The sequence below is a fragment of the Pseudohaliea sp. genome, assembly GCF_040217025.1.
GTDB lineage: Bacteria > Pseudomonadota > Gammaproteobacteria > Pseudomonadales > Halieaceae > Pseudohaliea.
Genome location: NZ_JAVJOA010000008.1, coordinates 463,251 through 477,179 on the forward strand (window position 1 = coordinate 463,251; position 13,929 = coordinate 477,179).

The following is a 13,929-nucleotide window of genomic DNA, read 5'->3' on the forward strand; positions in this document are numbered from 1 at the left end:
AATGCGTACCATCTCCTTCGACGGCGTTATCGTCGGTGGCGGCGGCGCCGGCATGCGTGCGGCGCTGCAGCTGGCCCAGTCGGGCTACAAGACGGCCGTCATCTCCAAGGTCTTTCCGACGCGCTCGCACACGGTCTCGGCCCAGGGCGGGATCACCTGTGCCATCGCCAGCGCCGACCCGAACGACGACTGGCGCTGGCACATGTATGACACGGTCAAGGGTTCCGATTACATCGGTGACCAGGACGCCATCGAGTACATGACCAGCGTGGGCCCCGAGGCCATTTTCGAGCTGGAACACATGGGCCTGCCGTTCTCGCGCACGGAAGAGGGCCGGATCTACCAGCGCCCCTTCGGCGGCCAGTCCAAGAACTTCGGTGAGGGCGGCCAGGCCGCGCGCACCTGCGCCGCGGCGGACCGAACCGGCCACGCGCTGCTGCACACCCTCTACCAGGGGAACATGAAGAACCAGACGACGTTCCTCAACGAGTGGTTCGCTGTCGATCTCGTCAAGAACCAGGACGGCGCCGTGGTCGGCGTCATCGCCATCTGCATCGAGACCGGCGAGACGGTCTTCGTGAAGTCCAAGGCCACCGTCTTCGCCACGGGCGGGGCAGGGCGCATCTACGCCTCCACGACCAACGCGCACATCAACACCGGCGATGGCGTGGGCATGGCCCTCCGCGCCGGCTTCCCCATGCAGGACATGGAGATGTGGCAGTTCCACCCCACGGGAATCTACGGTGCCGGCACGCTGGTGACCGAGGGCTGCCGCGGCGAGGGCGGCTACCTGATCAACAAGGACGGCGAGCGCTTCATGGAGCGCTACGCGCCGAACGCCAAGGACCTGGCCGGCCGCGACGTGGTCGCGCGTTCCATGGTGCTTGAGATCCTCGAGGGGCGTGGCTGCGGCCCCGAGGGAGACCACGTCTACCTGAAGCTCGACCACCTCGGTGAGGAAGTGCTTGAGAGCCGCCTCCCCGGCATCTGCGAGCTGTCGCGCACCTTCGCCCACGCGGATCCGGTGAAGGAGCCGATCCCGGTGGTGCCCACCTGCCATTACATGATGGGCGGCATCCCCACCAACGTTCACGGCCAGGCGCTGACCATCGACGCCGACGGCAACGATCAGATCGTCCCCGGGCTCTACGCCTGCGGCGAGGTGGCTTGCGTGTCCGTCCACGGCGCCAACCGCCTCGGCGGCAATTCGTTGCTCGACCTCGTCGTCTTCGGCCGCGCCTCCGGCCTGTTCATCGAGAGTGCGCTGCGCGAGGGCATCGACCTGCGCGATCCCTCCAGCGACGATATCGACGAGGCCGCCCGCGGCCTGCGACGGATCAACGAGTCCAGCGGTGGCGAAAAGGCGGCGGACCTGCGCAAGGAACTGCAGAACGTCATGCAGAACCACTTCGGTGTGTTCCGCAAGGGCGACTTCATGCGCGAGGGCATCGAGAAGCTCGACGACCTGCGCGAGCGGATCGCCGGCGTCCACCTCGAGGACAAGACCCAGGCCTTCAACACCGCGCGCCTGGAAGCGCTCGAGCTGCAGAACCTCTTCGAGGTCGCGGAGGCCACGGCCGTCGCCGCGGAACAGCGCACGGAGAGCCGCGGTGCCCACGCCCGCGAGGACTTCCAGGAGCGTGATGACGAGAATTGGCTGTGCCACTCCCTCTACTTCCCCGGGGAGCGGCGGGTCGGCAAGCGGGCGGTGAACTTCACCCCGCGCACCGTCGACACCTTCCAGCCGAAAGTGCGGACCTACTGAGAGGCAGACCGATGTTGCAAGTCAGTATCTATCGCTACAACCCGGAGACGGACGCCGAGCCGCGCATGGAGGAGTTCCAGGTGGACACCGGCGGCAAGGATGTCATGGTCCTGGACGTGCTGGAGCAGATCAAGGCAGAGCAGGACAGTTCAGTGACCTACCGTCGCTCCTGCCGCGAAGGGGTCTGCGGCTCCGATGGCCTCAACATGAACGGCAAGAACGGCCTCGCCTGCATCACACCGCTGTCCGAGGCGGTAAAGGGCAACAAGCTGGTCATCCGGCCGCTGCCGGGTCTGCCGGTCATCCGCGACCTGGTGGTCGACATGAGCCTGTTCTACCAGCAGTACGAGAAAGTCCAGCCCTACCTGCAGAACAACACGCCGGCGCCTGCCATCGAGCGGCTGCAGTCGCCGGAGGACCGGGCAAAGCTGGACGGCCTTTACGAGTGCATCCTCTGCGCCTGCTGCTCCACGAGCTGCCCGTCCTTCTGGTGGAACCCGGACCGCTTCATCGGCCCAGCGGGCCTGCTCCAGGCCTACCGCTTCCTGGCGGACAGCCGTGACACGGCCACGGAGGAGCGCCTGGCGAAGCTGGACGACCCCTTCAGCGTGTTCCGCTGCCACGGGATCCAGAACTGCGTCAACGTCTGCCCCAAGGGCCTGAACCCCACCCGGGCCATCGGACACATCCGCAACATGCTGCTGTCGCGCGCCGCCTGAGGCGCGCCTTCTCTTCTAACCTTCCGGTTAAACTGGCATAATACGCGCGCTATTGCGGGCGCGCCGGCACCCGCCCCCACAACTGTCGGCGGTGACCGTTCGGAAGGACATCATGCAGCAGCCCACAATGGAGCTCCTCTGGCGCAGCTCCCACATCGCTGGCGGCAACGCTACCTACGTCGAAGACCTGTACGAATCCTATCTCCGCGACCCGAACTCGGTTCCCGAGCAGTGGCGCGACTACTTCGACAAGCTCCCCCTGGTCGAGAGCCAGGTGGCGCACCTGAAGGACATACCCCACTCCACGGTCCGCGACCGTTTCGCCCGCATCAGCAAGATGCGCGTGCGTACGGAGGCAACGGTCGCTCACGACGCCCAGGCCACGGAGTACGAGCGCAAGCAGGTACGGGTGGTCCAGCTCATCTCGGCCTACCGGCAGCGCGGCCACCAGAAGGCCCGGCTCGACCCGCTGGGCCTCGCCGAGCGCGAGCACGTGGCCGACCTCGAGCTGTCCTTCCACGAGCTGTCCGAGGCCGACCTCGACACGGCCTTCCAGGTGGGCAGCCTGCATATCGGTCGCGAGAACGCCACCCTCGGTGAGATTGTCGACGCCCTCGAGCGCACCTACTGCCATCATATCGGCGCCGAGTTCATGCACATCGTGGACACGGAGCAGCGCCACTGGATCATGACCCGGATGGAATCGGTCCGCTCCGCGCCGGACTACGGCCCTGATGTGCGACGCCAGCTCCTGCGCCGGCTGATCAAGGCCGACGGCCTCGAGCGCTCCCTCGCTTCCAAGTACCCCGGTACCAAGCGCTTCGGTCTCGAGGGCGGTGAGAGCCTCATCCCCATGCTCGCCGAGATGGTCCAGCGCATCGGCTCCTACGGCGCCAAGGAAATCGTCATTGGCATGGCCCACCGCGGCCGGCTGAACGTCCTCGTCAACATCCTCGGCAAGAAAACCTCGGAGCTGTTCGCCGAGTTCGAGGGCCGCGCCCAGTACGACAGCTCCGGCGACGTGAAGTACCACCAGGGCTTCTCTTCCAACGTAATGACCCCGGGCGGGGAACTCCACCTCGCGCTCGCCTTCAACCCCTCGCACCTCGAGATCGTTGCACCGGTAGTCGAGGGCTCCGTGCGCGCCCGCCAGGACCGGCGCAGTGACCCGGTCGGTGACACCGTCGCCCCGATCGTCGTGCATGGCGATGCGGCCTTTGCCGGCCAGGGCGTGGTCATGGAGACCTTCCAGATGTCCCAGACCCGCGGCTTCCGCACCGGGGGCACGGTACACATCGTCCTCAACAACCAGGTCGGGTTCACCACCAGCAAGCGCGAGGACGCGCGTTCGACGGAGTACTGCACCGACGTCGCCAAGATGGTCCAGGCGCCGATCTTCCACGTCAACGCCGACGACCCGGAGGCGGTACTCTTCGTCACCCAGATGGCCGTGGACTTCCGCAACGAGTTCAAGCGCGACGTGGTCATCGACCTCATCTGTTACCGCCGCCGCGGCCACAACGAGGCCGATGAGCCGTCGGTGACGCAGCCGCTCATGTACCAGGCCATCCGCAAGCACAAGACCACGCGAGACCTCTACGCCGAGCGGCTCATCGGCGAGGGCGTTATTACCGAGGACGAGGACCGCACGCTGGTCGAGGGTTACCGTGAGTCCCTAGACCGCGGCGAGCCCCTGGTGAGCTCTCTCGTTTCCGAGCCGAACAAGGAACTGTTCGTCGACTGGACCCCCTACCTCGGCCACGAGTGGACCCTGACCTGCGAGACGTCCATGGACCTGCACAAGCTGCAGAAACTGGCGCACGAGGTGAACGTGCCGCCGGAGGGTTTCCCGCTGCAGCGCCAGGTCAGCAAGATCCTTGAGGACCGGCGCAAGATGGCCGCGGGCGCCATGCCCGTGAACTGGGGCTTTGCCGAGACCCTTGCCTACGCCACGATCCTCGAGGCCGGCTACCCCGTGCGCCTTACCGGGCAGGACGTGGGCCGCGGCACCTTCTCGCACCGTCACGCGGTGCTGCACAACCAGAAGGACGAGAGTGCCTGGGTTCCGCTGCAGCACGTGTCGGAGGGCCAGGCGCCCTTCGACATCTACGACTCGCTGCTCTCGGAGGAGGGCGTGCTCGCCTTCGAGTACGGCTACGCCACCACCTCGCCGAAAGGCCTGGTCATCTGGGAGGCCCAGTTCGGCGACTTCGCCAACGGCGCCCAGGTGGTCATCGACCAGTTCATTACCAGCGGGGAGCACAAGTGGAGCCGTCTCTGCGGGCTGACCATGCTCCTGCCGCACGGCTACGAGGGGCAGGGCCCGGAGCACTCCTCGGCGAGGCTAGAGCGCTTCATGCAGCTCTGTGCCGAGCACAACATCCAGGTCTGCGTGCCCAGCACGCCGGCGCAGGTCTACCACATGCTGCGGCGCCAGGCGATCCGGCCGCTGCGCAAGCCGCTGGTGGTCATGTCACCGAAGAGCCTGCTGCGCCATAAGGAGGCCGTGTCCAGCGTCGAGGAACTCGCCGGCGGCCGCTTCCACTGCGTGCTCGATGACCCGGATCTCGAGGCCAAGCGCAACGTCAAGCGCGTGATCCTCTGCGCCGGCAAGGTCTTCTACGACCTGCGCGCCGAGCGCCGGGAGCGCGGCATCGAGGACATCGCGATCATCCGCCTGGAACAGCTCTATCCTTTCCCCGAGGCGGAGCTGTTGCAGGTGCTCAGCCAGTACCCCAACCTCCTGGACGCGGTCTGGTGCCAGGAAGAACCGATGAACCAGGGTGCCTGGTACTCGAGCCAGCACCACATGCGCCGGGTGATGTACTCGCACCTGGAGCACATCTACCTCGGCTACGTCGGCAGGGATGCTTCTGCCGCGCCGGCGGCCGGTTACATGGCGCTGCACCTCGAACAGCAGCAGCGCTTTATCAACGAGGCCCTCACGCTGCCCGCCTCGGCAGCGTGACAGGGCAGCAGTAAGGAAGCTTCATGGCAATCGAAATCAAGGCACCGGCGTTTCCCGAGTCCGTCGCCGACGGCGAGATCGCGACCTGGCACAAGCAGGAAGGTGACAGCGTCGCCCGTGACGAGCTGATCGTCGAGATAGAGACTGACAAGGTCGTGATGGAAGTGGTGGCCCCGGAAGACGGCGTGATCAGCAAGATTCACGCGGCCGAGGGCGACACCATCGAGAGCCAGGCGCTGCTGGCAACGCTGGAGACCGGCGCAGCCGCGCCCGCCCCGAAGGCATCGGAGCCGGAGAAGTCCGCCGGGAAAGCGGGCGGCACCGCGAAGCCTGCCCCGGCGCCGGAGCGCGCGGCCGCCGCGGAGGCGCCGGCCCTCGGCCCGGCTGCCCGGCAGCTGGTCGAGGAGCACAAGCTCGACCCGGCGGCGATCGAGGGTACCGGCAAGGGCGGCCGCATTACCAAGGAAGACGTGCTCAGGCACCTGGCCGATACGCCGGCGGCCGCGACACCGGCACCGGCGCCCGAGGCAGCAGACCCCGACGCCGTCGTCGAGGTTCCGCGCGGCCCGAGCAGCGAGCGCGTCGAGAAGCGCGTGCCGATGACCCGCATGCGGGCACGCATCGCCGAGCGCCTCCTCGACGCCACCCAGCAGACCGCCATGCTGACCACCTTCAACGAGGTCAACATGGCGCCGGTGATGGCGCTGCGCAAGAAGTACAAGGAGCAGTTCGAGAAGACGCACAACGGAACCCGGCTGGGATTCATGGGCTTCTTCGTCAAGGCCGCCTGTGAAGCACTGAAGCGTTTCCCCGAGGTCAACGCCTCCATCGACGGCAACGACGTGGTCTACCACGGCTACCAGGATATCGGCGTGGCCGTGTCCACGACGAACGGCCTCGTGGTGCCGGTGTTGCGCGACGCCGACTTCATGAGCCTCGCCGACGTCGAAGCGGCCATCGCCGACATGGGCAAGCGGGCCCAGCAGAACAAGCTGACCATCGACGACATGACCGGCGGTACCTTCACCGTGACCAACGGCGGGGTGTTCGGTTCGCTCATGTCGACGCCGATCCTCAATCCGCCGCAGACGGGCATCCTCGGGATGCACAAGATCCAGGAGCGCCCCATGGCGGTTGACGGCGAAGTGGTCGTCCTGCCCATGATGTACCTGGCGCTGTCTTACGATCACCGTCTCATCGACGGCAAGACCGCCGTGCAGTTCCTGGTCGCGGTCAAGGACCTCATCGAGGACCCGGCGCGGATCCTGCTCCAGCTGTAACCGCTGCAACGCTTTGAATCACGGGAGAGAGCATGGCTGAGAAATTCGACATCGTAGTGATCGGCTCCGGCCCCGCCGGTTACGTGGCGGCGATCAAGGCCGCGCAGCTCGGCATGTCCGTGGCCTGCGTGGAGCAGTGGGTCGACGACAAGGACGGCGCCGTCCTCGGCGGGACCTGCCTCAACGTCGGCTGCATCCCGTCGAAGGCTCTCCTCGACAGCAGCCAGAAGTTCGCCGAGGCGCGTGACAGCTTTGCGCTGCACGGGATCGGTATCGGCAAGCCGAAGATCGACGTCGCGGCCATGCAGGAGAGAAAGAAGAAAATCGTCGGCCAGCTCACCGGCGGCATCGCCGGCCTGTTCAAGCACAACGGCGTGACCGTGATCCAGGGCCGCGGCAAGGTGGTCAGCGGCGCGAACGTCGAGGTGACCGACAAGGACGGCAACAGCCGGGTCGTGGAAGCGGGCGACGTCATTATCGCCGCCGGCTCCGAACCGGTGCGCATCCCGCCGGCCCCAGTGGACGGTGACAGCATCGTCGACTCTACCGGCGCTCTCGAATTCACCGAGGTGCCGAAGCGTCTCGGCGTCATCGGCGCCGGCGTCATCGGGCTCGAGCTCGGCAGCGTCTGGGGCCGCCTCGGCGCCGAGGTGGTGCTGCTGGAGGCGCTCGACGACTTCCTGCCGATGATGGACGTTCAGATCGCGAAGGAAACGCACAAGATCTTCAAGAAGCAGGGGCTGGACATCCGCCTCGGCGCCCGCGTCACCGGTACCGAGCTGAAGAAAGGCAAGGTCGAGGTCACCTACGATACAGCGGAGGGTTCGCACACGGAGACCTTCGACAAGCTGATCGTCTCCGTGGGCCGGCGGCCCCGCTCGGAAGAGCTCCTCGCCTCGGACAGCGGTGTCACCCTGGACGAGCGCGGTTTCATCTACGTCAATGATTTCTGCGCCACGGAAGCGCCGCACGTCTACGCCGTCGGTGACGTCGTCCGCGGCCCGATGCTGGCGCACAAGGGCTCGGAAGAGGGCGTCATGGTCGTCGAGCGCATCGCCGGCAAGCCCGCGCAGCTCAACTACGACTGCATACCCTCGGTGATCTACACGCACCCGGAAGTGGCCGCCGTGGGCAAGACGGAGCAGGAGCTGAAGGCAGACGGCGTGGATTACAAGGCCGGCGTCTTTCCCTTCGCAGCCAGCGGCCGCGCCCTTGCGGCCAACGACACAGAAGGCATGGTGAAGATCCTCGCCGATGCCGAGACGGACCGCATCCTCGGCTGCCACATCGTTGGCCCGTCGGCGGCGGACCTCACCCAGCAAGTGGTCATCGCGATGGAGTTCGGTTCCAGCGCGGAAGACCTGGCGCTCATGGTTTTCGGCCACCCGACCCTGTCGGAGGCTGTGCACGAGGCGGCACTGGCCGTCGATGGTCACGCCATCCACGTCGCGAACCGCAAGCGCAAATAGCGCCGCCCGGGGGGCACGACAACGCATAACAAGAACCGCTGAGCCCAATACCCCGAGCGGCTTTCTCGCAACACAGAACGGGACACAACATGAATTTGCACGAGTACCAGGGCAAGCAGCTGTTTGCCGACTACGGCCTGCCGGTCTCCAAGGGCTACGCGGTGGATTCACCCCGTGAAGCCGTGGAGGCGGCAGATCTCATCGGGGGTGATAGCTGGGTCGTCAAGGCGCAGGTCCATGCCGGCGGCCGCGGCAAGGCCGGCGGCGTGAAGCTGGTCAAGACCAAGGACGAGATCCGCGAGTTCGCGTCCAGGTGGCTGGGCAACAACCTCGTCACGTACCAGACCGACGAGAACGGCCAGCCGGTCTCGAAGATCCTGGTCGAGGCCTGTACCGACATCGCCGACGAACTGTACCTCGGCGCCGTGGTCGACCGCTCGACGCGGCGCATCGTCTTCATGGCATCCACCGAGGGTGGCGTAGAGATCGAGAAGGTGGCCGAGGAAAGACCGGAGAAGATCCTCAAGGTCGCCATCGATCCACTGGTCGGCGCCCAGCCCTACCAGGGCCGCGAGCTCGCCTTCAAGCTCGGCCTCTCGGGCGACCAGGTCAAGCAGTTCGTGAAGATCTTTCTCGGCCTCGCCCGGCTGTTCGAAGAGAAGGATCTCGCGCTCATCGAGATCAACCCGCTGGTGATCACGGAGCAGGGCAACCTGCACTGCCTCGACGCCAAGATCGGCGTCGACAGCAATGCCCTTTACCGCCAGCACGCGCTCCGCGAGATGCACGACCCCTCCCAGGAAGACGCGCGGGAATCGCATGCGGCGCAGTGGGAACTCAATTACGTGGCCCTCGACGGGAACATCGGCTGCATGGTCAACGGCGCCGGCCTCGCCATGGGCACCATGGATATCGTCAAGCTCCACGGCGGTGCGCCCGCGAACTTTCTCGACGTGGGCGGCGGTGCCACCAAGGAGCGTGTCTCCGAGGCTTTCAAGATCATCCTGAGTGATGACAAGGTAAAGGCCGTCCTCATCAACATCTTCGGCGGCATCGTCCGCTGCGACCTCATCGCCGAGGGGGTCATCGGCGCCGTCGAGGAAATCGGTGTGGAAGTCCCCGTGGTCGTGCGCCTCGAGGGCAACAACGCCGAGCTCGGCCGCAAGGTCCTGGCGGAAAGCGGGCTCAACATCATTGCCGCGACCAGCCTGACGGACGCGGCACAGCAGGCGGTGAAAGCAGCGGGAGGTGAAGCCTGATGAGTATCCTGATCGACAAGAACACCAAGGTCATCTGCCAGGGCTTCACCGGTTCCCAGGGTACCTTCCACTCCGAGCAGGCCATCGAGTACGGCACACAGATGGTCGGCGGCGTCACCCCGGGCAAGGGCGGCCAGGAGCACCTGGGCCTCCCGGTGTTCAACACCGTGGCCGAGGCCGTGGAGGCAACCGGCGCCGACGCGTCCGTGATCTACGTCCCCGCACCGTTCTGCAAGGACTCGATCCTCGAGGCGGCGAACGCGGGTATCCGCCTGGTGGTGTGCATTACCGAGGGTATCCCGACCCTCGACATGCTCGAGGCCAAGGTGAAGTGTGACGAACTGGGTGTGCGGCTGGTCGGGCCCAACTGCCCGGGCGTCATCACCCCGGGCGAATGCAAGATCGGCATCATGCCCGGCCACATTCACCAGCCCGGCAAGGTCGGCATCGTGTCGCGTTCCGGGACCCTCACCTACGAGGCCGTGAAGCAGACCACGGACGCCGGCTTCGGCCAGTCCACCTGTGTCGGCATCGGCGGCGACCCCATCCCGGGCTCGAACTTTATCGACATCCTCGCGCTCTTCGAACAGGACCCGGCAACGGAAGCCATCGTCATGATCGGTGAGATCGGCGGTACGGCCGAGGAAGAGGCGGCGGCCTACATCAAGGCCAACGTCAGCAAGCCGGTCGTGTCCTACATCGCCGGCGTCACGGCGCCGAAGGGCAAGCGCATGGGCCATGCCGGCGCGATCATCTCCGGCGGCAAGGGCACGGCCGACGAGAAGTTCGCGGCCCTGGAAGACGCGGGCGTCAAGACCGTGCGCTCTCTCGCCGATATCGGCAAGGCCCTGGGCGAGATCACCGGCTGGTAAGCCGGCACACCCGGTACCGAGGGGCCTGAGGGCCCCTTTTTTGTTGATCGCGAATTTCCGAAGTTACTCCACCGGGGCGTTGTCCCACTGCAGTCCGGCCGCACCGATGATGCGGTTCGCGTCCTCCTGCAGCAGGAAGCCGGCCGCAACGGCGTCCTCGGCGGCATCGTTGACGGCGCTGATGAAGCCCTCCCGGTCCGTGTACAGTGATGCCATGGTCGCGGCGTCGAACAGCTCGGTGGTGCCGAACAGGAAGCAGAGCGCGGCGCCGTCGTTGCCCTCGCCGCTGAGCGAGGCAGCCGGAGCGTCGACGTAGGGCGTGCGGATGCCGCCGACGGCATTGCCGAACTCGTCGCGCTCGATGGCACCGTCGTCCGTGAGCGACAGCCGGGGCGCTTCCGGTGGTGCGGCGCCGCCGCCCACCCACTCATCGAGGGTGCGTAGCGCGGCCTTGAAGACCCAGGGCATGCTGCCGGCGTTCATCGGCCTGTCGCACTGCAGGAAGCCAAGGATGGTGTCCTCCTCAACGACAACCGGGGCCAGGGCTTCTGCGCCGGTGTCGGAGCGCCCGCCGACGAAGGTGTAGTAGTCGCCATGGGCCGAGCCCGCGACCTCCCAGAGACGAAAGCCCGCGCTGTCGGGCTGCCGGTCCGCCGCGGCGCCGAGGAGTACCACGTCGGTTTCGGTCTGGAAGTTCATCACCGGCACGTTGAGGTCATCGCGGATGCGCACCGTCTCCGGCGTGGGCACCTCCACCTCCGGTGCCTGAGCCAGCGGCGGGCTGCCGTCGCCGCGGCTGTGGATCATGTAGCCGTCCCAGGGGTTGTAGAGCAGGTGCACCGCGTTGGCGTAGGTCAGCAGGCGCCCGGCGGACTGGGACTCGCCCATGGCGATGAGCCGCGTCGGCGCCAGGGCCTCGAGCAGGTCGACCTCGCCGGGTTCCCGCAGCGCCTGCGCGACCTGGGAGAACATGTCGTAGGAGTAGGAATCGCCCGGATGTTCCAGGCTGCCGTAGCGATCCGCGTTGGCGGCCTTTAGGTGCAGCGGCGCTATGCCGTTCTCCGAACCCTCGATGCCCACGCGCTGGGCGGTGACCCCGACCCAGGCGTGGCCCCGACGCAGCAGCTCGACGTGGCCCGTGCCCCAGCTGGGCGCGATGTCGAACCCGCTGGTGACGTTGAGCCACTCGACGAAGACCGTGCCGCTGAAGTCCGCCGGGTCCTCCGGGCGGTAGACGATCAGCCGGCTCTTGTAGGCAGCCGTGCCCGCGGGTTCCGCCTCCCAGCGTCCGTCCGGCTGGAATTCATTCACGTTGCGGAAGCGGTTTGCTTCCCCTTCGAAAAAGAACTCGCGCTGCCGGTAGCCGACCCCGGCCAGGTCAAAGGTCGTGGTCAGCAGCACGGGCGATCCCGCGTCCGGCGGATCGCTCACGGTCGGGCTGGCAATCGGCAGGAACTCCGGTGCCGGCGGAGGCGTGATGATGAGCGTGTCGCCGTTGCCTCCGTCGCAGCCGGCGAGGACGAGCAGGCCGAGGAAGAGTGCCGCGAGCGTCGCGGGGCGGGGTGACGGCATGGGGGGTACCTCTGTTGGTGTCGTTATCGCCCTAATATGGCTTCGAACCCCTTGAAAATCCAGTGATGCGACCCCACGCATGGGGTTTCACGGGACGCACAGTGAGGAATCCATGACCGCGGACGTCAAGAAAGAAACCCTGGGCTTCCAGACCGAGGCGCGGCAGCTGCTGCACCTGATGATCCACTCCCTTTACAGCAACCGGGAAATCTTCCTGCGCGAGCTGATCTCCAACGCCTCGGACGCCATCGACAAGCTGCGCTTCGCGTCGCTGGAGGACGATGCCATCCTCGAGGGCGATGCCGACTATGCCATCCGCGTGGTCCTGGACAAGGACGCGCGTACCATCACGATCAGTGATAACGGCGTGGGCATGACGCGGCAGGAAGTCATCGACAACCTTGGCACCATCGCCCGGTCGGGGACCGCAGCCTTCCTCGACAACCTCACGGGTGACCAGAAGAAGGATTCACAGCTTATCGGCCAGTTCGGTGTGGGCTTCTACTCGGCCTTCATCGTCGCCGAGCGCGTGGAAGTGCACACCCGCAAGGCCGGTGAGCCCGCGACCGCGGGCGTGCTCTGGGAGTCCCACGGCGAGGCCGAGTTCTCCATCGAGGACCGCCCCCGGGAGGCGCGCGGTACGGCCATCACCCTGTACCTGAAGGAGGACTGCAGCGAGTTCGCCGACGCGTGGCGCGTGCGCAGTGTCATCAAGAAGTACTCCGACCACATCTCGGTGCCCGTGATGATGGCGAAGGCCGAGGAGCCCGGTGACGGGGAGACCGAGAACGGCGCCGAGGGCTCAGAGCCTGCCTGGGAGACCGTGAACGAGGCCACGGCGCTGTGGACCCGCTCGCGCAGCGACATCAGCGACGACGAGTACAAGGCCTTCTACAAGCACGTGTCCCACGATTTCGAGGACCCGCTCACCTGGAGCCACAACCGGGTGGAAGGCAAGCTGGAGTACACGAGCCTGCTCTACGTGCCGCGGCGCGCGCCCTTCGACCTCTGGAACCGGGAAGGGGCGAGGGGGCTCAAGCTTTACGTACAGCGCACCTTCATCATGGACGACGCGGAGCAGTTCCTGCCGCTCTACCTGCGCTTCGTGAAGGGCGTCATCGACAGCAACGACCTGCCCCTGAACGTGTCGCGGGAAATCCTGCAGCAGGATCCGGCGGTGGACAGCATGCGCGGCGCGCTGACCAAGCGCGTGCTGGACATGCTCGGCAAGTTGGCGAAGTCGTCGCCGGATGATTACGCCGTGTTCTGGAAGGAATTCGGCCAGGTACTCAAGGAAGGCCCCGGCGAGGATTTCAGCAACAAGGAGAAGGTCGCCAGCCTGCTGCGCTTTGCTACCACGCACACGGACAGCGAGGTGCAGGACCAGGGCCTCGACGACTACCTGGCACGCATGCAGGATGGCCAGGACAAGATCTACTACGTGGTGGCGGAGAACTTCAACACGGCGCGGCGCAGCCCGCACCTCGAGGTGTTCCGCAAGCGCGGCATCGAGGTATTGCTGCTCAGCGACCGCATCGACGAGTGGCTCATGAGCCATCTCCAGGAGTACGCGGGTAAACCGGTGCAGGACGTGGCCCGCGGCGAGCTGGATCTCGGCGAGGACGAGAAGGCGGAGAGTGAAAAGCTGGCAGAGGAAAGCAAGGGTCTCCTCGAGCGGATCAAGGGCGCGCTCGAAGGCGACGTGGCCGACGTGCGCGCCAGTGCGCGCCTCACGGACTCCGCGGCCTGCCTCGTGGTCGGCGAGCACGAGCTGGGCGCGCAGATGCGCCGGATCATGGAGGCCGCCGGGCAGCCGGTGCCGGACAGCAAGCCGACCCTGGAGATCAACCCGGCGCATCCGCTGATCGCGCTGCTCGACCGGGAGAGTGACGAGGATCGCTTCGGCGACCTGGCCCGGGTGGTCTTCGACCAGGCGACGCTCGCGGAAGGGGGGCAGCTCGACGATCCGGCCAGCTACGTCGATCGCCTCAACAGGCTGCTGCTCGAGCTCGCAGGGCGCTAGCG

The 13,929-nt window shown here is 66.4% G+C and carries 9 protein-coding genes; 8 read left to right on the forward strand and 1 reads right to left on the reverse strand.

Going from position 1 to position 13,929, the window contains the following annotated elements; genetic code table 11:
• Nucleotide 1: 1 nt before the first annotated feature.
• The 7 genes from sdhA to sucD all read left to right on the forward strand — a co-directional run bounded on the left by sdhA (nt 2) and on the right by sucD (nt 10,332).
• Complete coding sequence (sdhA, locus tag RKE50_RS06305) at nt 2–1,765, forward strand: succinate dehydrogenase flavoprotein subunit (protein WP_350035228.1); 1,764 nt, start codon at nt 2–4, stop codon at nt 1,763–1,765.
• Nucleotides 1,766–1,776: 11 nt separating this feature from the next.
• Nucleotides 1,777–2,484, forward strand: coding sequence for a succinate dehydrogenase iron-sulfur subunit (locus RKE50_RS06310; RefSeq protein ID WP_350035229.1), 708 nt, complete (start codon nt 1,777–1,779; stop codon nt 2,482–2,484).
• Between the two features lie 112 nt (nt 2,485–2,596).
• A complete protein-coding gene (locus RKE50_RS06315) occupies nt 2,597–5,452 on the forward strand; it encodes a 2-oxoglutarate dehydrogenase E1 component (RefSeq protein ID WP_350035231.1) in 2,856 nt (951 codons plus the stop codon).
• 23 nt (nt 5,453–5,475) lie between these two features.
• The gene (gene odhB / locus RKE50_RS06320; protein WP_350035232.1) at nt 5,476–6,732 is read left to right on the forward strand and encodes a 2-oxoglutarate dehydrogenase complex dihydrolipoyllysine-residue succinyltransferase; all 1,257 of its coding nucleotides are present in this window, start codon (nt 5,476–5,478) and stop codon (nt 6,730–6,732) included.
• 32 nt (nt 6,733–6,764) lie between these two features.
• Nucleotides 6,765–8,201 (forward strand): dihydrolipoyl dehydrogenase, encoded by a 1,437-nt coding sequence (lpdA, locus tag RKE50_RS06325; RefSeq protein ID WP_350035234.1) that lies wholly within the window; start codon nt 6,765–6,767, stop codon nt 8,199–8,201.
• 89 nt (nt 8,202–8,290) lie between these two features.
• Nucleotides 8,291–9,460, forward strand: a complete 1,170-nt coding sequence (gene sucC, locus RKE50_RS06330; RefSeq protein WP_350035235.1) for an ADP-forming succinate--CoA ligase subunit beta — start codon at nt 8,291–8,293, stop codon at nt 9,458–9,460.
• Nucleotides 9,460–10,332, forward strand: coding sequence for a succinate--CoA ligase subunit alpha (gene sucD, locus RKE50_RS06335; RefSeq protein WP_350035237.1), 873 nt, complete (start codon nt 9,460–9,462; stop codon nt 10,330–10,332). The genes sucC and sucD overlap by 1 nt, the downstream gene beginning before the upstream one ends.
• Before the next feature lie 63 nt (nt 10,333–10,395).
• On the opposite strand, the gene RKE50_RS06340 is transcribed toward sucD, so the two are convergent.
• A complete protein-coding gene (locus RKE50_RS06340) occupies nt 10,396–11,904 on the reverse strand; it encodes an alpha/beta hydrolase domain-containing protein (RefSeq protein ID WP_350035239.1) in 1,509 nt (502 codons plus the stop codon).
• 112 nt (nt 11,905–12,016) lie between these two features.
• On the opposite strand from RKE50_RS06340, the gene htpG reads away from it, so the two are divergent.
• Entirely contained in the window at nt 12,017–13,927 is a 1,911-nt protein-coding gene (gene htpG / locus RKE50_RS06345; RefSeq protein ID WP_350035240.1) for a molecular chaperone HtpG, read from the forward strand.
• The last annotated feature ends 2 nt before the right edge of the window (nt 13,928–13,929 follow it).

Excerpts from the sequence above, each read along its gene's own strand:
- sdhA (WP_350035228.1), top strand. The coding sequence starts at position 2 with ATGCGTACCATCTCCTTCGACGGCGTTATCGTCGGTGGCGGCGGCGCC.
- RKE50_RS06310 (WP_350035229.1), top strand. The coding sequence starts at position 1,777 with ATGTTGCAAGTCAGTATCTATCGCTACAACCCGGAGACGGACGCCGAG.
- RKE50_RS06315 (WP_350035231.1), top strand. The coding sequence starts at position 2,597 with ATGCAGCAGCCCACAATGGAGCTCCTCTGGCGCAGCTCCCACATCGCT.
- odhB (WP_350035232.1), top strand. The coding sequence starts at position 5,476 with ATGGCAATCGAAATCAAGGCACCGGCGTTTCCCGAGTCCGTCGCCGAC.
- lpdA (WP_350035234.1), top strand. The coding sequence starts at position 6,765 with ATGGCTGAGAAATTCGACATCGTAGTGATCGGCTCCGGCCCCGCCGGT.
- sucC (WP_350035235.1), top strand. The coding sequence starts at position 8,291 with ATGAATTTGCACGAGTACCAGGGCAAGCAGCTGTTTGCCGACTACGGC.
- sucD (WP_350035237.1), top strand. The coding sequence starts at position 9,460 with ATGAGTATCCTGATCGACAAGAACACCAAGGTCATCTGCCAGGGCTTC.
- RKE50_RS06340 (WP_350035239.1), bottom strand. The coding sequence starts at position 11,904 with ATGCCGTCACCCCGCCCCGCGACGCTCGCGGCACTCTTCCTCGGCCTG.
- htpG (WP_350035240.1), top strand. The coding sequence starts at position 12,017 with ATGACCGCGGACGTCAAGAAAGAAACCCTGGGCTTCCAGACCGAGGCG.